This window comes from Albidovulum sediminis, assembly GCF_025380365.1.
In the GTDB taxonomy this organism is placed as follows: Bacteria; Pseudomonadota; Alphaproteobacteria; order Rhodobacterales; family Rhodobacteraceae; genus Albidovulum; species Albidovulum sediminis.
Genome location: NZ_JAOCQF010000002.1, coordinates 521,381 through 538,189 on the forward strand (window position 1 = coordinate 521,381; position 16,809 = coordinate 538,189).

Below are 16,809 nucleotides of genomic sequence, written 5' to 3' on the forward strand. Positions count from 1 at the left end.
TGAAAGCATGACCGGCGAAATCCAGAAACTTGCGCCGGGGCTCTATTTCGTCTCCACCCCCATCGGCGCTGCCCGCGACATCACGCTGCGCGCGCTCGACATTCTAGCCTCTGCCGACGTGATCGCGGCCGAGGACACGCGGACCCTTCGGCATCTGATGGAGATCCACGGCATCCCGATTGCCGGCCGGCCGCTCGTCGCCTACCACGACCACAACGGAGAGGAGGCGCGCCCGCGGCTTCTGAAGGCGCTGGCAGAGGGCAAGTCGGTCGCCTACGCTTCCGAGGCGGGCACGCCGCTTGTCGCCGATCCCGGTTTTCAGCTGGGGCGCGCGGCGGCGGCGGCGGGGCATATGGTCACCGCGGCGCCGGGCGCGTCGGCCGTGCTCTGCGCGCTGACGGTCTCGGGCCTGCCAAGCGACCGCTTTCTCTTCGCGGGTTTCCCGCCATCGGCCGAAGGCGCCCGGCGACGCTGGCTGGCCGAGTTGGCCGCGACCCCGGCGACGCTGATCCTTTACGAGTCGCCGAGGCGCGTTGGCGATTTGTTAACCGAACTGGCCGCAGGATTCGGGCAGGACCGGCAGGCCGTCGTCTGCCGCGAACTGACCAAGAAGTTCGAGGAGGTGCGGCGGGGGACGCTGGCGGAACTGGCCGCCGACTTCTCGGCCCGGACGGTCAAGGGCGAGGTCGTCGTACTGGTCGACCGCGCGCCCGAACGGGCGGTCGACGCCGCCGACATGGAGGCGATGCTGTGCGAGGCGATGAAGACGCTTTCGGTGAAGGACGCGGCCGCCATGGTGGCAGAGGCGCTGAAACTGCCGAAGCGCGACGTCTATCAGGCGGCGCTGAAACTGCCGCGCGACGGATAAGGGGGCGCGTCGCGCATCTGGCGGGACACTCCGCCGAGGATCAGGTGGCGCGGCACTATTCGGCGGCCGGGGCGACCGTCGCGGCGCAGTGCTGGCGCGGCAGGGCCGGCGAGATCGACCTGATCGTGCGGGAAGGCGCCCGCGTGGTGTTCGTCGAGGTCAAGTGCTCGGAAACCACGGCGGGTGCGGCGCAGATGCTGCTTCCGCGCCAGATCGCCCGACTGTTCGCGGCCGCGCAGGAATTTGTCGCGGCGGAACCGGCCGGGCAGGACACCGAGATGCGCTTTGACGTGGCGCTTGTCGATGCCACAGGTCACATCGACGTGATCCGAAACGCGCTGGGCGCCTGACGCCGGGCGTTCGCGGGCGATTGCATCCCGCCGCCCCTTGCGCCATCACTCCGCCAGACGCTTCGGAACGGGGGACGCCATGGCTCTCAAGGTCGCAATCCAGATGGACCCGATCGGTCCCATCAACATCGACGCCGATTCCTCCTTCCGCATCGGGCTTGAGGCGCAGGAGCGGGGGCACACGCTTTTCTACTACACGCCCGACCGGCTTTCCTACCGCGAGGGGCGCATCCTGGCGCGCGGCTGGCCGCTGGCGCTCCGGCGCGAGAAGGGCAACCACTACTCGCTCGGGCCGGAAACCGAGGTCGACCTGGCCGACTGGGACGTGGTCTGGCTGCGCCAGGACCCGCCCTTCGACATGAGCTACATCACCAACACCCACCTGCTGGAGCGTCTGACGCCCGGCACGCTGGTCGTCAACGATCCCTTCTGGGTGCGCAATTGCCCCGAAAAGCTGCTGGTCCTCGACTTTCCGCACCTGACCCCGCCGACGCTCATCGCGCGCGACCTGGCGACGATCCGGTCGTTCAAGGCCGAGCACGGCGACATCATCCTGAAGCCGCTTTACGGCAACGGCGGCGCGGGCGTGTTCCGGCTGGACCCGAACGACCGCAACCTCGCCTCGCTGCACGAACTGTTCACCGGCATCAACCGGGAGCCGTTGATCGCGCAGAAATACGTCCCCGCCGTGGTGAAGGGCGACAAGCGCATCATCCTTGTCGACGGCGTGCCGGTGGGCGCGATCAACCGCGTCCCGGCCGAGGGGGAGACACGGTCGAACATGCATGTGGGCGGGCGGCCGGAGAAGGTGGGCCTCACTGACCGCGACCGGGAGATCTGCGACGCGATCGGCCCGACCCTGCGGGAGAAGGGCCAGATCTTCGTTGGCATCGACGTGATCGGCGACTGGCTGACCGAAATCAACGTCACCTCGCCCACCGGCATCCAGGAGCTTGAGCGATTCGACGGCACCAACACCGCTGCGCTGATGTGGGACGCGATCGAGGCGCGGCGTTTGGCGCGCTGAGCGGCGGTCACAACGCCTTGGCGAGCGTCAGGCGATAGCTCACCGCCTCGGCCACATGCGGCTTGCCGACCGTCCCCGCCCCGTCAAGGTCGGCGATGGTGCGCGCCACGCGCAGCACCCGGTGATAGCCGCGCGCGGACAGGCCGAAGCGTTTGGCGACCTTGACCAGCAGGTCGCGCCCCTCGGCATCCGGCGCGGCGATCTCTTCCAGCAGCGCGCCCTCGGCCTCGGCGTTGACGCGCACGCCGGGATGGCCGCGGAAGCGGTCGGTCTGGCGCGCCCGCGCTGCTGACACTCGGATGGCAACAGCGGCGGAACTTTCCCCGCCCGCCGGCAGGTCGAGGTCGGAGAAGGCAACCGGCGGCACCTCGACGCGCAGGTCGATCCGGTCCATCAGCGGCCCGGACAGCCGGCCCAGGTACTCCTCGCCGCAGCCGGGGCTTTTCGCGCAGGCGCGGGCCGGGTCCGACAGGTAGCCGCAGCGGCAGGGGTTGGCGGCGGCCACCATCAGGAACCGGCAGGGGTAGCGGACATGGGCATTGGCGCGGGCGACGACGACCTCGCCCGTCTCGATCGGCTGGCGCAGGGTTTCCAGGACGGGGCGGGGAAATTCCGGCAGTTCGTCCAGAAAGAGGACGCCGTTGTGCGCCAGGCTGATCTCGCCCGGCTTGGCACCCCGGCCCCCGCCGACGATGGCGGCCATCGAGGCGGTGTGATGCGGTTCTCGGAAGGGGCGGGTGCGGCTGATGCCGCCTTCGTCCAGCAGTCCGGCGAGCGAATGGATCATCGAGGTTTCCAGCGCCTCGACCGGCGAGAGCGGCGGCAGGATGCCGGGAATTCGCGCGGCCAGCATCGACTTGCCCGATCCGGGCGTGCCCACCATCAGCAGGTGATGCCGCCCCGCCGCCGCGATCTCGAGCGCGCGCTTGGCGCGTTCCTGTCCCTTCACGTCGCGCAGGTCGCGGGCGCCGGCCTCGGTGCGGACCTCGCCCGGGGTTGCGGGGGGGATCGGCGATTGCCCTGTGAAATGGCCCAGCACCTCGGCCAGCGAGGCCGCGGCGAAGACCGGCGTCGCGGACACCCAGGCCGCCTCGGGGCCGCAGGCCTTGGGGCAGAGAAGCCGCCGCTCCTCCTCGGCCGCGGCCATCGCTGCGGGAAGCGCCCCCGCGACCGCGACCAGCCGCCCATCGAGCGACAACTCGCCCAGCGACACCGTCGCCTCGGCGTCCTCGTGCGGGATGATGTCGATGGCGGCCAGAAGGGCGACCGCGATCGGCAGGTCGAAATGCGATCCTTCCTTCGGAAGATCGGCGGGCGAGAGGTTCACCGTGATCTTCTTCGACGGCAGCGCGATCGACATCGAGGTGAGCGCGGAGCGCACGCGGTCGCGCGCCTCGCTCACCGCCTTGTCGGCAAGGCCGACGATGGAAAAGGCGGGCAGACCGTTCGCCACCGCGCACTGGACCTCGACGATCCGCGCCTCAACCCCCTCGAAGGCCACCGTGAAGGTGCGCGCCACCATCGCTGCCGTCTCCCGTTCCGAATTGGTTAACGGGTAGGAGCGGAGAGTTGAGGAAAGGTTAACGCGCCTCAGGCGGCGCGGGTCATTTCCATGAACGCGGGCCAGGCTTCAGGGTCGTGCATCGTCTTGTCGCGGCAGAAGGCATTGCAGAAGCCCCAGACGCGGCCGTCAAGGTGCAGGAAGTGGGTCACCGGCTTTCCGGAATAGGGGCAGGCGGCGTTGACCGAAGGGCCGTCGCAGGCCACCGCCGGAAGCACCACAGGGCCAGGCCAGGGACGCTCGGCATAGGGTTTGTAGTAGCTTGGCTGCACCAGGTTCTCGGCCTTGCCCATCGCGCGCCAGCGGCGGAAGGACGGGTCAGAAAGGTGCGCGTCGACATAGGCCTGCGCGGGGGCGGACACCGGCAGGTTGTAGGTGGCGATCCGCGTGGCCACGGGGGCGAAGAAGGCGTCCGCCGCGGTGTAGCGACCGAACAGCCAGGGCCCGCCGGCACCGAAGCGGCTACGCGCGCGCGCCCAGATCGCCTCGATCCGCGCGAGGTCGGCCAGAACCTCGGCGCGCGGCGCGCTGTCGGCGTAGCTTTTCAGCAGGTTCATCGCACAGTCGCCCCTGAGCGCGGTGAAGCCCGCGTGCATCTCGGCCACCATGTAGCGCGCCATGATCCGCGCCGCCGGATCTTCGGGCCAGAGCCCCGCGTCGGGGTGGCGTTCGGCCAGCGTTTCGAGGATGGCGATGCTTTCGCCGATCACCTCGCCCTCGGGCGTACGCACCGCGGGAACCAGACGCGCGGGCGCGAAATCCGCCAGCAGGCGCTGCACTTCGTCGGTGTAGAGAACGCAGATGCGGACCTTCACCGGGATTGCGAATTTCTCGAAGAAAAGCCAGCCCCTGAGCGACCAACTGGAATAGCTGCGGTCCCCGATGGCAAGTTCGTAGGTCATCTGCATCTCCGTGTTTCGCGGCACCCTAGCGGCCGAAGGGCGTGCGCGCACGCGAGGATTTGTGCGCCCTTCCATCACGGAAGGTGATGGATGCCCCGGCTTGTCATCCCGCGCCCCCGCGCCTAATCCTGATGCAGGCAAGGGAGAGGGCCGATGCTGACGAGCAAGCGTATCCTTCTGGTGATCGGCGGCGGCATCGCGGCCTACAAGGCGCTCGACCTGATCCGGCGCCTGCGCGAGCGGGGCGCCTCGGTGACGCCGGTCCTGACCCGGGCGGCGGAGGAGTTCGTGACGCCGCTGTCGGCCGGCGCGCTGGCGGGGGCGCAATGCTACCGCCACCTTTTCGACCTGACCGACGAGGCGGAGATGGGCCATATCGAGTTGAGCCGCGCCGCCGATCTTGTGGTTGTCGCGCCGGCGACGGCGGACCTGATGGCGAAGATGGCGGGGGGGCATGCGGACGACCTCGCCTCCACCCTCCTGATGGCGACGGACAAGCGGGTGCTGGTGGCGCCGGCGATGAACGTGCGGATGTGGCTGCACCCCGCCAACCAACGCAACATCGCGGCGCTGAAGGGTGACGGCATCCTGTTCGCCGGTCCGAACGAAGGGGACATGGCCTGCGGCGAATACGGGCCGGGCCGCATGGCCGAACCGCTGGAGATCGTCGCGGCGGTCGAGGCCGCGCTGGGCGAGGGGCCGCTGAAGGGGCGGCATGTGGTGGTGACCTCGGGCCCCACGCATGAACCCATCGACCCGGTGCGCTACATCGCCAACCGGTCTTCGGGCGCGCAGGGGGCCGCGATCGCCGCGGCGCTGCGCGATCTGGGCGCGCGGGTCAGCTTCGTCACCGGGCCGGCCAGCGTCCCGCCGCCCGGCGGTGTCGGGGTGGTGCGGGTCGAGACCGCGCGCGAGATGCTGGAGGCGGTCGAGGCCGCGCTGCCCGCGGATGCCGCGGTCTTTGCGGCCGCGGTCGCCGACTGGCGGGTGGCCAATGCCGCCGGGTCGAAGATGAAGAAGGACGGATCGGGCCGCGCACCGGCGCTGGAGTTCGCGGAAAACCCCGACATCCTCGCCACCGTGGCGCGGATGGGGGCGGGGCGACCGGCGCTGGTGGTGGGCTTTGCCGCCGAGACCGACGATGTCGTGGCCCATGCGGCGACCAAGCGCGCGCGCAAGGGCTGTGACTGGATCGTGGCCAACGATGTCTCGGCCGCGACCGGCATCATGGGCGGGGCGGAGAACGCGGTGACGCTGATCACCGCGGAGGGGGCAGAGGAGTGGCCGCGGCTTCCGAAGGACGAGGTGGCCCGGCGGCTGGCCGCGCGCATCGCCCGTGCACTTTGCGCGGGCTGAGGCTGCGGAAGCCTCCGGCGGGAGTATTTGGGCCAGAATGAAGGGGACAGCGATGGTTCCGGTGATCCGGGTTCTGCGCGAGGATTGGGCCGATCCATCGGTGCCGCTGCCGTCCTACGAGACGGCGGGGGCGGCCGGGGCGGACATCCGCGCGAACCTGCCGCCCGACCTGCGCGCCGGGGGCTTCACGCTGGCGCCGATGCAGCGCGCGGTGGTGCCGACGGGGTTGCGCGTGGAGATCCCGGAGGGGTTCGAGGCGCAGATCCGTCCCCGCTCGGGCCTGGCGCTGAAGCACGGGATATCGCTTCCCAATACGCCGGGCACCATCGACAGCGACTATCGCGGGCCGCTCGGGGTGCTGCTGATCAACTTCGGGGCTGCGCCCTTCGTGATCGGTCATGGCGCGCGGATCGCGCAGATGGTGGTGGCGCCGGTGGTCCGGGCGCGGTTCGAGACGGTGGAGGCGCTGGGCGACACCGCGCGCGGGGCGGGCGGCTTCGGATCGACGGGGTCGGCATGAGGGGGCGGGCATGACGGTTCTTCTCCTCGCAGCGGCGCTGGTGGGGTTCGGCCTGGTCCTCAGGCTGCCCGCGCGGGTGGTCTGGGTCATGCTGGGCACGCTCTGGCTGTCGGTCCTGCTCCTGCATCTGGTTCTGCCGGAGGATCATGCGCTGACCCGCGCGCTGGGTGGCAGCTTTGCCCACTGGCTGGTGGGGGGCGGGGTGGTCGCGCTTGTCCTGCTTTACCGCAAGGGGCTCGCGGCCCTGCGCGGCCGGGCGCGGCCGGCGCCCGTTTCGGCCATGCAGGGCGGGGCGGGCACGCAGGGCGGGCAGGGCACGTTCAGCCCGGCGGAGCTGGATCGCTACGCCCGCCACATCGTCCTGCGCGAGGTGGGCGGGCCGGGGCAGAAGCGGCTGAAGCAGGCGCGCGTCCTGGTGGTCGGGGCCGGCGGGCTGGGCTCCCCCGCGCTCCTCTATCTCGCCGCCGCCGGGGTGGGCACCATCGGGGTGATCGACGACGACACGGTGTCAAGCTCGAACCTGCAGCGGCAGGTCATCCACACCGACGACCGCATCGGCATGCCCAAGGTCTTTTCGGCGGAAGCGGCGATGAAGGCGCTCAACCCCTTCATCGCGGTCCGGCCCTACAACCGCAGGCTGACCGGGGCCGAGGCGCCCGCGCTTTTTGCCGACTACGACCTGATCCTCGACGGGTCGGACAACTTCGACACCCGTTATCTGGTCAACGCCGCCGCCGTTCAGGCGGGTCGGCCGCTGATCTCGGCCGCGATCACGCAGTGGGAGGGGCAGATCTCGCTCTACGACCCCGCCCAAGGGGCGCCATGTTATGCCTGCGTCTTCCCCGAACGCCCCGCCGACGGGCTGGCGCCGGCCTGCGCGGTCGCCGGCGTGATGGGGGCGCTGCCGGGCGTCATGGGCGCGATGATGGCGGTCGAGGCGATCAAGGAGATCACAGGCGCAGGCGAGGGCTTGCGCGGGCGGATGCTCATCTACGACGCGCTGTTCGCCGAGGCGCGGGGGATCGCGCTGAGGCCGAACCCCGGCTGCACGGTCTGCGGCGGGCAGGCCGGGGCGGGGTGACCCCGCGCCGCTCTGGCAATCCGCCGACAGCGACCCTAGCTTGCGCCTGACAAGGAGGCCCGACATGACCAATCCCCTGACCGCCCCGTGGACCGGGGACTTTGCCCTGCCGCCCTTCGCGACCCTGCGGGACGCGGACTTCGCCCCGGCCTTCGAGGCGGCGCTGGCCGAGGCGCGGGCGGCGGTGGCGGCGATCGCGGAGAACGCCGAGGCGCCGACCTTCGCCAATACGGTCGAGGCGCTGGAGATGTCGCAGGAGACGCTGTCGCGCGTGGCGGGGGTCTTCTACAACCTCGTCGGCGCTGACAGCACATCTGAGCGCGAGGCGCTGCAAAGGGATCTCGCGCCGAAGATGGCGGCCTTTGCCTCCGAAGTGACGATGAACCCCGCGCTTTTCGCGCGTGTCGAAACGCTCTGGCAGGCCCGTGACGCGCTTGGGCTTTCGGAAGAGCGGGCGCGTGTGCTCGACCTCACCCGCCGCCGCTTCGTGCGCGCGGGGGCGACGCTCGAAGGGGACGCGCGCGACCGGATGAAGGCGGTGCGGGAACGGCTGGCGGTGCTGTCGACCGAGTTCACCCAGAACCTGCTGGCTGATGAGCGCGACTGGTTCATGCCGCTGGCGGAGGACGACCTCGAGGGGTTGCCGGATTTCGTCGTGGCTTCGGCCCGCGCGGCGGCGAAGGAGCGCGGGCAGGAAGGCTATGGTGTGACGCTCAGCCGGTCGCTGATCGTGCCGTTCCTGCAGTTCTCGCCGCGCCGGGCACTGAGGGAAAGGGCGTTCGAGGCCTGGGCGGCGCGCGGCGCGAACGGTGGCGCCACCGACAACCGCTCGCTCGCGGCGGAGATCCTGAAGCTGCGGGAGGAGCGGGCGCGGCTTCTGGGGTACGAGAGCTTCGCGGACTACAAGCTTGAGACCGAGATGGCGAAAACGCCCGACCGCGTGCGAACGCTGCTGATGCGGGTCTGGGACCCGGCGCGGGCGAAGGCGATGGGGGATGCGGCCGTCCTGACCGCGATGATGCACGAGGACGGGATCAACGCCGCGCTCGAACCCTGGGACTGGCGCTATTACGCGGAACGGCGGCGGGCGCGGGACCATGCGATCGACGAGGCGTCGCTGAAGCCCTACCTCGCGCTGGACGCGATGATCGGCGCGGCCTTCGACTGCGCCACGCGCCTGTTCGGGCTGGCGTTCCGACCGCTCGACGTGCCGCTTTATCATCCCGACGCCCGCGCCTGGGAAGTGTCGCGCGACGGGCGCCACCTGGCGGTGTTCATCGGCGACTATTTCGCGCGGCCGTCCAAGCGGTCCGGGGCCTGGTGTTCGGCCTTCCGCCAGCAGCGCAAGCTGGGCGGCGAGGTGCGGCCGGTGGTCGTGAACGTGTGCAACTTCGCCCGGCCGTCCGACGGCGCGCCGGCGCTTTTGTCCTGGGACGACGCGCGGACGCTGTTCCACGAATTCGGCCACGCGCTGCACCAGATGCTGTCGGACGTGACGTTCGAAAGCATCTCCGGAACCTCGGTCGCGCGCGATTTCGTCGAACTGCCCAGCCAGCTTTACGAGCATTGGCTCGAAGTGCCCGAGGTGATCGAGCGGCATGCGCGCCACGTTGCGACGGGGCAGCCGATGCCGCGCGACATGCTGGACCGGCTTATGGCCGCGCGCAACTTCGACCAGGGATTCGCGACCGTGGAATATGTCGCCTCGGCGCTGGTCGATCTGGCTTTTCACGAGGGGGCGGCACCCGACGATCCGATGGCGGCGCAAGCGGCGGAACTGGAGCGGATCGGGATGCCCGCCGCGATCCGGATGCGCCACGCGACGCCGCACTTCGCCCATGTCTTCGCGGGCGACGGCTATTCGGCCGGCTACTACAGCTACATGTGGTCCGAGGTGATGGACGCGGACGCCTTCGAGGCGTTCGAGGAGGCCGGCGATCCATTCGATCCGGAGACGGCGAATCGGCTGGAGAAATGGGTGCTGTCTGCGGGCGGCTCGCAGGAGGCGGAGGCCCTTTATACCGGCTTCCGCGGGCGAATGCCCGGCGTGGAGGCGCTGCTGCGCGGGCGAGGACTGGCAAAATCCTGAGGTTCTGGGTCTGATTGCTGCGATTTGTTCAACAGTCTGACTCTCAGATTTGTGACTATCTCCGGTTGCGTTCAAATGTGGCCGAAATACGGCAGCGTGTAATGCGTAGCCCTGATCTTGTGGAAATCGACGCGATTTCGTGTTTAGATAGACAGATAACGGTGGAATGCCGGCGGCTGGACATTCTTGAGGGAAGGTGGGCAGATCATGAAGACAGGCAGGCGTGTTCTTGCGGTGGCGGTGGTCGGTCTTCTGGCCGCGGGTCCGGCTGTGTCCGGGACGGTCGGCTTCAGCTCGGTACAACCGCGCATCTTCGGATACGGCGCGACCCCTTCCACGGCATCGCAGCCCGTTCACAACATCCTTCTCGGCAAGCCGGCCATCGCAAGCCTGTTCGCGCTGATCTCCGGGCTCAAGCTCGACGCCGTCTCGGCCTCTGCCTTCCAGCGCTTCTCGGCGCTGAACGACAAGGGCACCGCTAGGCCGGGCAGCGAGGTTTCCGCAGTGCCGCTGCCGCCGGCAGTCGCCATGCTTCTGGCGGCACTGGCGGGTCTCTTCGCGCTGCGGCGCAAGCGGTCGGCCTGACAGCGGGACGCTGAATCGGATCAGGGCCGCGATTGCGGCCCTTTTTCTTTTCCTCGGGCGGTGACATGGTGCGCCCATGTCGACGGATTTCCTCATCATCGGCGGCGGCATCGCGGGCGTTTCGGCGGCCGCGCGCCTGTCGCATCTGGGCTCGGTCGTGCTGGCCGAGGCCGAAAGCGCGCTGGCCTGGCATGCCTCGGGCCGGTCGGCCGCGCTCTATGAACCCGGTTACGGCACCGGGGCCGTCACCGATCTGACCCGCGCGAGCGGCCCCTACCTGGCTGAGGCGAACGGCGGGGTCCTGTCGCCCCGCGGTCTTCTCATGGTTGGTGGCGACGAGGGTGCGGCAGAGTTCGCGCGCGAAGCCGAGGCGATGGGCATGGCGCCGCTTTCGGTGGAGGAGGCGCGCGCAATCGTGCCGATCCTGTCGCCCGACCGGGTAACCATGGCCGCGCATTCCGACGCCGCGCGCGACATCGACACCGACCGCCTGATCCAGAACTTCCTGCGCGAGGCGCGCGGCAACGGTGCGCGGATCGAAACCGGCGCGCGGGTCACGGCAATCTCGCGAACGGCGGGCGGCTGGCAGGCGGAAACGCCCAAGGGCCCGCTTTCGGGGCGCATTCTGGTGAACGCGGCAGGGGCCTGGGCGGACGGGATCGCGGCGATGGCCGGCGCCGCGCCGCTGGGCCTTCGCCCGTTCCGCCGGTCAATGGCGCGCATCCCGGCGCCGACCGGGCATGACGTTGCGCGCTGGCCGATGGTCTTCGGCGCGGGCGAAAGCTGGTACATGAAACCAGATGCCGGCGCGCTCATCGTCTCGCCCGCCGATGAGGACCTGATGGAGCCGCATGACGCCTGGGCCGACGACATGGTTCTGGCCGAGGGGCTGGCGCGCTATGAGGAATTCGTAACCGCCCCCGTCACTCGGCTTCTCGCCTCCTGGGCGGGGCTTCGGACCTTCGCGCCCGACCGGGTGCTGGTGATCGGAAGGGATCCGCTGGTGCGGGATTTCTACTGGTTGGCGGGGCAGGGCGGCTACGGCTTCCAGACCAGCCCGGCGGCCAGCCGCCACCTTGCCGATCTGGTCGAGGGCTGCGCGCCCGAGATCGGCGCCACCGCGACCGCCGCCCTGTCCCCGTCCCGGTTTGCCTGACAATGCCCCCACGCCCCTTGCACCTTGCCTACAGTTCCCCCGCCACCGACGGCGACGGCGACGACCGCCGGATCGCGGCGTCGGCAGAGCGTAACACCGCGCCAATCCTGGCCGTCCTTGGCCGCCACGCGCCGCGCCAGGGGCGCGCGCTGGAACTGGCGGCGGGCACGGGGCAGCATTCGGTCGCATTCGCCGAGGCCTTCCCCGGCCTGCACTGGCAGCCCTCGGACGGGGCGGCGGACGCGCTGGCCTCGATCGCGGCATGGCGCAGGGTGTCGGGCCTTGCGAACCTGGCGGAGCCGGTCCTTCTCGACATCGCCGAACCGGACTGGGGACTGCGGCATTCGGGCCAGGATCTGGTCTTTGTCGCCAACCTGCTGCACCTCATCAGCGAGGCGGAGGCCCTGTCGGTTCTTCACGGCATGGGACAGGCGCTTCAGCCGGGCGGCACCGCGATGGTCTACGGTCCCTTCCGCCGGAACGGCGCCCTGACGAGCGAGGGCGACCGGACCTTCGACGCTTCGTTGCGCAGGCAGGACGCCGACATCGGCTACAAGGACGAAGCCTGGGTCACCGGGATGGCGGCCGGGGCAGGGCTGACCCTGCGTGCGGCCGAGGACATGCCCGCCAACAACCTGTGCCTTGTCTTCGGCAAGGCGGGCTGAGGGTTTTTGTATTCCGGTTTCTGAATGAATTGACCTTGATCAAGGCAGGCGTCCCCTGAACGTGGAACCGGAGATCCGGCAACTCAGGAGTTCCCATGACCTACAAGCAGAAGATCGACGACATGCGCGCGGAGTTACGCGTGCTCAACCGGGCGGTCCCCGCCGCGATGGTCGGCTTTTCGACGCTGTCCAAGGCAGTCAAGGACAACGGGCCGCTGAGCGTCAAGGAAAAGGAATATGTGGCGCTGGGCATGGCGGTTGCGCTGCGCTGCGAACCCTGCATCAACTTCCACGTCGAGGCCTTGATGAAGGCCGGCGCCACGCGCGAGGAACTGGGCGACGTGCTGGCCATGGCGATCCAGATGGGCGGCGGCCCGGCCGTCATGTACGCCGGGCATGCGATTGCCTGCTGGGACGAACTCGCCGCCTGACGGCGGCACGCCCGGTGACAATGCCGCCCTGAGGTTGTATGCTGCGGTCAAACGCGGACAACACGCGGGGCGTCAACATGCGGGCAGTGACCAGGATCGTTTCATCGGCCGTCCTTCTGGCGGCGCTTTCCGCCTGCGGGGGTGGCCATCCGCGCGGCATCCCGAGCCGGTTCGACGACGTCGACCCCTACGCCTGGCGCCAGAACGCGCCCGACACCTACCCCGTGCACGGCATCGACGTGTCGCGCTGGCAGGGCCAGATCGACTGGCACCGGGTATCCGGGTCGGGCGTTGCCTTCGCCTTCATCAAGGCGACGGAGGGCGGCGATGTCGCCGACCCGCTGTTCGCCCATCACTGGCAGGGCGCCACCGCCGCGGGCATCCCCGCAGGGGCCTACCATTTCTATTATCACTGCCGGGGCGGGGCGGAGCAGGCGCTCTGGTTCCTTGAAAATGCCCCGCCGCGGGCGGGCACGCTTCCTCCCGTGCTCGACATCGAATGGACGCAGTCCCGCAACTGCCCGCGCCGTCCCGACCCCGAGACGGTCCGGGCCGAGGCGCAGGCGTTTCTCGACGTGGTCACCGCGGCCTGGGGCAAGCGGCCGGTGATCTACACGACGGTGGACTTCTGGACCGAGAACGAGATGTGGCGGCTGGGCGGCTATCCGTTCTGGCTGCGTTCGGTCGCGGGCCATCCGCAGGAAACCTATGGCCACCGGCACTGGACCTTCTGGCAGTACACCGGAACCGGAAGGGTTCCCGGCATCGCCAACGAGGTCGACCTGAACGCCTTCGCGGGAAGCGAGGCGGAGTGGCAGGCCTGGCTGGCCGCGGCCACGCTCTGACGTGAAAGGGGCCGGTTGCCCGGCCCCTTCCCGATCGCTTCCGGACAGGTTCTGCCCGGTCAGCCGTTGACGCGGATACGCTCGTTCTTCGGGTCGAAGGGGCTGTCCTCGACCACCACCGCGTCCCATTCCTGGCGCAGCATCCGGACCTTGAGCTTCGTGCCCACCGCGGCGAGGTCGGGGCGGACATAGCCCATGCCGATCTGCTTGCCGAAGGCGACCGACCAGCCGCCCGACGTCAGGCGACCGATCTTCTCGCCGTTCAGCAGCAGCGCCTCCTTGCCCCAGGGGTCGGTATCCGACGGCCCGTCGATCAGGAGCGTGACGCACATGGCGCGAATACCGGTGTCGAGCATCGCCTGCTTGCCGTGGAAGTCCTTGGAAAGGTCGATGAAGCGGTCAAGGCCCGCTTCGGCCGGGGTGGCGTCGCGGCCCAGTTCGGTGCCGAAGGCGCGGTAGGATTTCTCCTGACGCAGCCAGTTCTGCGCGCGCGCGCCAACCAGTTTCATCCCGTGCTTCTCGCCCGCGGGGATCAGCAGGTCCCAGAGGTAGCGCTGCATCTCGATCGGGTGGTGAAGTTCCCAGCCAAGCTCGCCCGTGTAGGCCACGCGGATCGCGTTGACCGGGCACATGCCCAGTTCGATCCGCCGCGCGGAGAGCCAGGGGAAGCGCTTGTTCGACAGCGCCGTTTCCGGATCGGCGTCCTTGATGATCTCCTTCAGGATGTCGCGCGACTTCGGCCCGGCGATCGCAAAGACGCCCCACTGGGTCGTCACGTCGTGGACGTCGACCCAGCCGCCGCCGTTGGCCATGAAGTCCTCGACCGATTTCTTCAGGAAATCGGCGTCATAGGCCGTCCACGCCCCGGCAGAGACGAGGTAATAGTCGTTCTCGCCGTTCCGGACGATGGTGTATTCGGTCCGCGTCGTGCCGGCGCCGGTCAGCGCATAGGTCAGGTTGATGCGGCCGATCGCGGGCAGCTTGTTGCAGGTGAACCAGTCGAGGAACGCGGTCGCACCCGGCCCGCGCACGATGTGCTTGGTGAAGGCGGTCGCGTCGATCAGGCCGGCGGTTTCGCGGATGGCTTTCGCCTCGTCCACGGCATACTGCCACCACGCGCCACGGCGGAAGCTGCGGCTGTCATGGTCGAAGGTCGCGGGCGCGTCCTTTGGCCCGTAGTAGTTCGGCCGTTCCCAGCCGTTCACCTGGCCGAACTGCGCGCCAAGCGCCTTCTGCCGGTCGTAGACGGGCGCCGTGCGCAGCGGGCGGCAGGCCTCGCGCTCCTCATCCGGGTGATGCAGGATGAAGACGTGCTCATAGCACTCCTCGTTCTTGCGCGCCGCATATTCGGTCGTCATCCAGCCGCCGTAGCGCTTGGGATCGAGGCTGGCCATGTCGATCTCGGCCTCGCCCTCCACCATCATCTGCGCAAGATACTTGCCGGTGCCGCCCGCGGCGGTGATGCCGAAGGAAAAGCCCTCGGCCAGCCACATGTTCCTGAGGCCCGGCGCCGGGCCGACCAGCGGGTTGCCATCGGGCGTGTAGCAGATCGGGCCGTTGAAATCGTCCTTCAGGCCCACGGTCTCCGACGACGGAAGCCGGTGGATCATCGACATGTATTCTTCCTCGATCCGCTCGAGGTCGAGCGGGAAGAGGTCGGCGCGGAATGTTTCCGGCACGTCGTAGAGGAAGCGCGCGGGGGCGTTGCGCTCATACGGGCCGAGGATCCAGCCGCCGCGCTCCTCGCGGACATACCACTTGGCGTCGGCGTCGCGCAGGACGGGGTGCTCCGGGTTGCCGGCGGCGCGCCACGCCTGAAGCGCGGGGTCGGGCTCGGTCACGATATACTGATGTTCGACCGGGATGGCGGGGATGCGGATCCCGAGAAGCCGGGCGGTGCGCTGGGCGTGGTTGCCGGTCGCGGTGACGACATGTTCGGCGGTGATGACCACCTGTTCCTCGCCGGGGACGAGGTTGCCGCCCTTCTCGACCATCTTCGAGCAGGTCACCCGCCATTCCGAGCCGGTCCAGAAATAGCTGTCGACCTGCCACTTGCGCTCGATCGTGCAGCCGTGCTGGCGCGCGCCCTTGGCCATCGCCTGCGTCACGTCGGCGGGGTTGATGTAGCCGTCCTGCGGATGGAAAAGCGCGCCCTTCAGATCCTCGGTCCTGACCAGCGGCCAGCGGTCCTTGATCTGCGCCGGCGTCAGGAACTCGTGGTAGACGCCCGCGGTCTCGGCAACCGAGGAATAGAGCATGTACTCGTCCATCCGCGCGTCGGTCTGCGCCATGCGCAGGTTGCCGACGACCGCGAAGCCCGCGTTGAGGCCGGTCTCGGCCTCAAGGGTCTTGTAGAAGTCGACCGAGTACTTGTGGATATGGGTGGTCGCGTAGGACATGTTGAACAGCGGCAGCAGCCCCGCCGCGTGCCAGGTCGAGCCCGAGGTCAGCTCGTCCCGCTCCAGGAGCATCGTGTCCCATCCGGCCTTCGCAAGATGATAGGCGATCCCGCATCCGACGGCGCCGCCGCCGACGACAAGGGCTTTGACATGGGTTTTCATGGGCCGACTCCTCGGGTCATATGGTTGGACCCTATCTGCCAGAGGCGCGGTGATCGTGATAGGTCAGCCCGACGCTTGCTGGCGGAAAAGCGACACCGGCCACGGTCGCTTTCGGTGCGGCGCCCTCAGATCGCCCCGATCCCGCGCAGGATGATCGACTTGACGGTTTCCTTGGCGGCCTTCCACTGCCGGTCCGACAGCGGCCGGCCGCCGTTCAGCGTCTCGATCTGGTGGCCGAAGTCGGCGTAGTGCTGGGTCGTCGCCCAGAGCATGTAGAGCAGGTGGTGGGGGTCGATCGGCGCCATCTTGCCCTCGTCCACCCATTTCTGGATCAGCCGCGCCCGCCCCGCCGTCCATTCCCTGAGCGTCGTTTCCAGATAGTCCTGGATCACCGGCGCGCCGTGCATCACCTCGCTGGCCCAGACCTTCGATCCGAACGGATGGCTGCGCGAGATTTCCATCTTGGCGTCGACATAGGCGCCGATCGCCTCGACCGGGCCGGGCGCCTCGTCGAAGCTGTCGGCGGCGTGCAGCCAGATCTCGAAGATCTGCCGGACGACCTTGCGGTACAGCTCCTCCTTGGTCGGGAAGTAGTAGTGCAGGTTGGCCTTGGGCAGCCCCGCCATGTCCGCGATCAGTTGCATCGTGGCACCACCGAACCCCGCCTCGGCAAAGACTTTTTCCGCCGCGGCAAGGATGCGCGCCTCGTTCTCCTGCCGGATCGCGCCGCGCTTGGTTATGCGTTCGCCTTCGGGCATCGGCTCCAAGATTTTCGTTGACCACCTGGTCAGGTTGTGATGCTCTCGACCTTG

The 16,809-nt window shown here is 69.0% G+C and carries 16 protein-coding genes; 12 read left to right on the top strand and 4 right to left on the bottom strand.

Annotation, left to right across the window (positions count from 1 at the left end):
- The first annotated feature begins 7 nt into the window (after nt 1-7).
- The 3 genes from rsmI to gshB all read left to right on the top strand — a co-directional run bounded on the left by rsmI (nt 8) and on the right by gshB (nt 2,245).
- On the top strand, nt 8-868 hold the full coding sequence (gene rsmI, locus N5I32_RS14250; protein ID WP_261496540.1) for a 16S rRNA (cytidine(1402)-2'-O)-methyltransferase: 861 nt from the start codon (nt 8-10) through the stop codon (nt 866-868).
- A complete protein-coding gene (locus N5I32_RS14255) occupies nt 865-1,218 on the top strand; it encodes a YraN family protein (RefSeq protein ID WP_261496699.1) in 354 nt (117 codons plus the stop codon). The genes rsmI and N5I32_RS14255 overlap by 4 nt, the downstream gene beginning before the upstream one ends.
- A 79-nt stretch (nt 1,219-1,297) precedes the next feature.
- The gene (gshB, locus tag N5I32_RS14260) at nt 1,298-2,245 is read left to right on the top strand and encodes a glutathione synthase (RefSeq protein WP_261496541.1); all 948 of its coding nucleotides are present in this window, start codon (nt 1,298-1,300) and stop codon (nt 2,243-2,245) included.
- A 7-nt stretch (nt 2,246-2,252) separates the two neighbouring features.
- Here gshB and N5I32_RS14265 read toward each other — a convergent pair whose 3' ends face one another.
- Nucleotides 2,253-3,767 (bottom strand): YifB family Mg chelatase-like AAA ATPase, encoded by a 1,515-nt coding sequence (locus N5I32_RS14265; RefSeq protein WP_261496542.1) that lies wholly within the window; start codon nt 3,765-3,767, stop codon nt 2,253-2,255.
- 68 nt (nt 3,768-3,835) lie between these two features.
- Nucleotides 3,836-4,708 carry a glutathione S-transferase gene (locus tag N5I32_RS14270; protein WP_261496543.1) on the bottom strand — a complete coding sequence of 291 codons (873 nt, stop codon included), beginning with the start codon at nt 4,706-4,708 and terminating at the stop codon, nt 3,836-3,838.
- Between the two features lie 153 nt (nt 4,709-4,861).
- Here N5I32_RS14270 and coaBC point away from each other — a divergent pair, with 153 nt between their 5' ends.
- The 9 genes from coaBC (at nt 4,862) to N5I32_RS14315 (ending at nt 13,436) form a co-directional block, all read left to right on the top strand.
- Entirely contained in the window at nt 4,862-6,064 is a 1,203-nt protein-coding gene (coaBC, locus tag N5I32_RS14275; protein ID WP_261496544.1) for a bifunctional phosphopantothenoylcysteine decarboxylase/phosphopantothenate--cysteine ligase CoaBC, read from the top strand.
- 52 nt (nt 6,065-6,116) lie between these two features.
- Nucleotides 6,117-6,584 carry a dUTP diphosphatase gene (gene dut / locus N5I32_RS14280; RefSeq protein ID WP_261496700.1) on the top strand — a complete coding sequence of 156 codons (468 nt, stop codon included), beginning with the start codon at nt 6,117-6,119 and terminating at the stop codon, nt 6,582-6,584.
- 10 nt (nt 6,585-6,594) lie between these two features.
- Nucleotides 6,595-7,665: a HesA/MoeB/ThiF family protein gene (locus tag N5I32_RS14285; protein WP_261496545.1), complete on the top strand. Its 1,071-nt coding sequence runs from the start codon at nt 6,595-6,597 to the stop codon at nt 7,663-7,665.
- A 64-nt stretch (nt 7,666-7,729) separates the two neighbouring features.
- A complete protein-coding gene (locus N5I32_RS14290) occupies nt 7,730-9,754 on the top strand; it encodes a M3 family metallopeptidase (protein ID WP_261496546.1) in 2,025 nt (674 codons plus the stop codon).
- 207 nt (nt 9,755-9,961) lie between these two features.
- Nucleotides 9,962-10,339, top strand: coding sequence for a hypothetical protein (locus N5I32_RS14295; RefSeq protein WP_261496547.1), 378 nt, complete (start codon nt 9,962-9,964; stop codon nt 10,337-10,339).
- A gap of 76 nt (nt 10,340-10,415) precedes the next feature.
- The gene (locus N5I32_RS14300; protein ID WP_261496548.1) at nt 10,416-11,495 is read left to right on the top strand and encodes an NAD(P)/FAD-dependent oxidoreductase; all 1,080 of its coding nucleotides are present in this window, start codon (nt 10,416-10,418) and stop codon (nt 11,493-11,495) included.
- Between the two features lie 2 nt (nt 11,496-11,497).
- Entirely contained in the window at nt 11,498-12,160 is a 663-nt protein-coding gene (locus N5I32_RS14305) for a DUF938 domain-containing protein (protein WP_261496549.1), read from the top strand.
- 95 nt (nt 12,161-12,255) lie between these two features.
- Nucleotides 12,256-12,591 (top strand): carboxymuconolactone decarboxylase family protein, encoded by a 336-nt coding sequence (locus N5I32_RS14310; RefSeq protein ID WP_261496550.1) that lies wholly within the window; start codon nt 12,256-12,258, stop codon nt 12,589-12,591.
- A gap of 86 nt (nt 12,592-12,677) precedes the next feature.
- A complete protein-coding gene (locus N5I32_RS14315) occupies nt 12,678-13,436 on the top strand; it encodes a glycoside hydrolase family 25 protein (RefSeq protein ID WP_439648205.1) in 759 nt (252 codons plus the stop codon).
- Between the two features lie 59 nt (nt 13,437-13,495).
- Here N5I32_RS14315 and N5I32_RS14320 read toward each other — a convergent pair whose 3' ends face one another.
- On the bottom strand, nt 13,496-15,997 hold the full coding sequence (locus N5I32_RS14320; protein ID WP_261496552.1) for a GcvT family protein: 2,502 nt from the start codon (nt 15,995-15,997) through the stop codon (nt 13,496-13,498).
- A gap of 125 nt (nt 15,998-16,122) precedes the next feature.
- On the bottom strand, nt 16,123-16,755 hold the full coding sequence (locus N5I32_RS14325; RefSeq protein ID WP_261496553.1) for a TetR/AcrR family transcriptional regulator: 633 nt from the start codon (nt 16,753-16,755) through the stop codon (nt 16,123-16,125).
- Between the last annotated feature and the right edge of the window lie 54 nt (nt 16,756-16,809).

Bases quoted from the DNA above. Each gene is read 5' to 3' on its own strand.
- gshB (WP_261496541.1), top strand. From the start codon at position 1,298: ATGGCTCTCAAGGTCGCAATCCAGATGGACCCGATCGGTCCCATCAAC.
- N5I32_RS14270 (WP_261496543.1), bottom strand. From the start codon at position 4,708: ATGACCTACGAACTTGCCATCGGGGACCGCAGCTATTCCAGTTGGTCG.
- N5I32_RS14300 (WP_261496548.1), top strand. From the start codon at position 10,416: ATGTCGACGGATTTCCTCATCATCGGCGGCGGCATCGCGGGCGTTTCG.
- N5I32_RS14325 (WP_261496553.1), bottom strand. From the start codon at position 16,755: ATGCCCGAAGGCGAACGCATAACCAAGCGCGGCGCGATCCGGCAGGAG.
- N5I32_RS14310 (WP_261496550.1), top strand. From the start codon at position 12,256: ATGACCTACAAGCAGAAGATCGACGACATGCGCGCGGAGTTACGCGTG.
- N5I32_RS14295 (WP_261496547.1), top strand. From the start codon at position 9,962: ATGAAGACAGGCAGGCGTGTTCTTGCGGTGGCGGTGGTCGGTCTTCTG.
- N5I32_RS14290 (WP_261496546.1), top strand. From the start codon at position 7,730: ATGACCAATCCCCTGACCGCCCCGTGGACCGGGGACTTTGCCCTGCCG.
- N5I32_RS14285 (WP_261496545.1), top strand. From the start codon at position 6,595: ATGACGGTTCTTCTCCTCGCAGCGGCGCTGGTGGGGTTCGGCCTGGTC.
- N5I32_RS14305 (WP_261496549.1), top strand. From the start codon at position 11,498: ATGCCCCCACGCCCCTTGCACCTTGCCTACAGTTCCCCCGCCACCGAC.
- dut (WP_261496700.1), top strand. From the start codon at position 6,117: ATGGTTCCGGTGATCCGGGTTCTGCGCGAGGATTGGGCCGATCCATCG.
- rsmI (WP_261496540.1), top strand. From the start codon at position 8: ATGACCGGCGAAATCCAGAAACTTGCGCCGGGGCTCTATTTCGTCTCC.
- coaBC (WP_261496544.1), top strand. From the start codon at position 4,862: ATGCTGACGAGCAAGCGTATCCTTCTGGTGATCGGCGGCGGCATCGCG.
- N5I32_RS14320 (WP_261496552.1), bottom strand. From the start codon at position 15,997: ATGAAAACCCATGTCAAAGCCCTTGTCGTCGGCGGCGGCGCCGTCGGA.
- N5I32_RS14265 (WP_261496542.1), bottom strand. From the start codon at position 3,767: ATGGTGGCGCGCACCTTCACGGTGGCCTTCGAGGGGGTTGAGGCGCGG.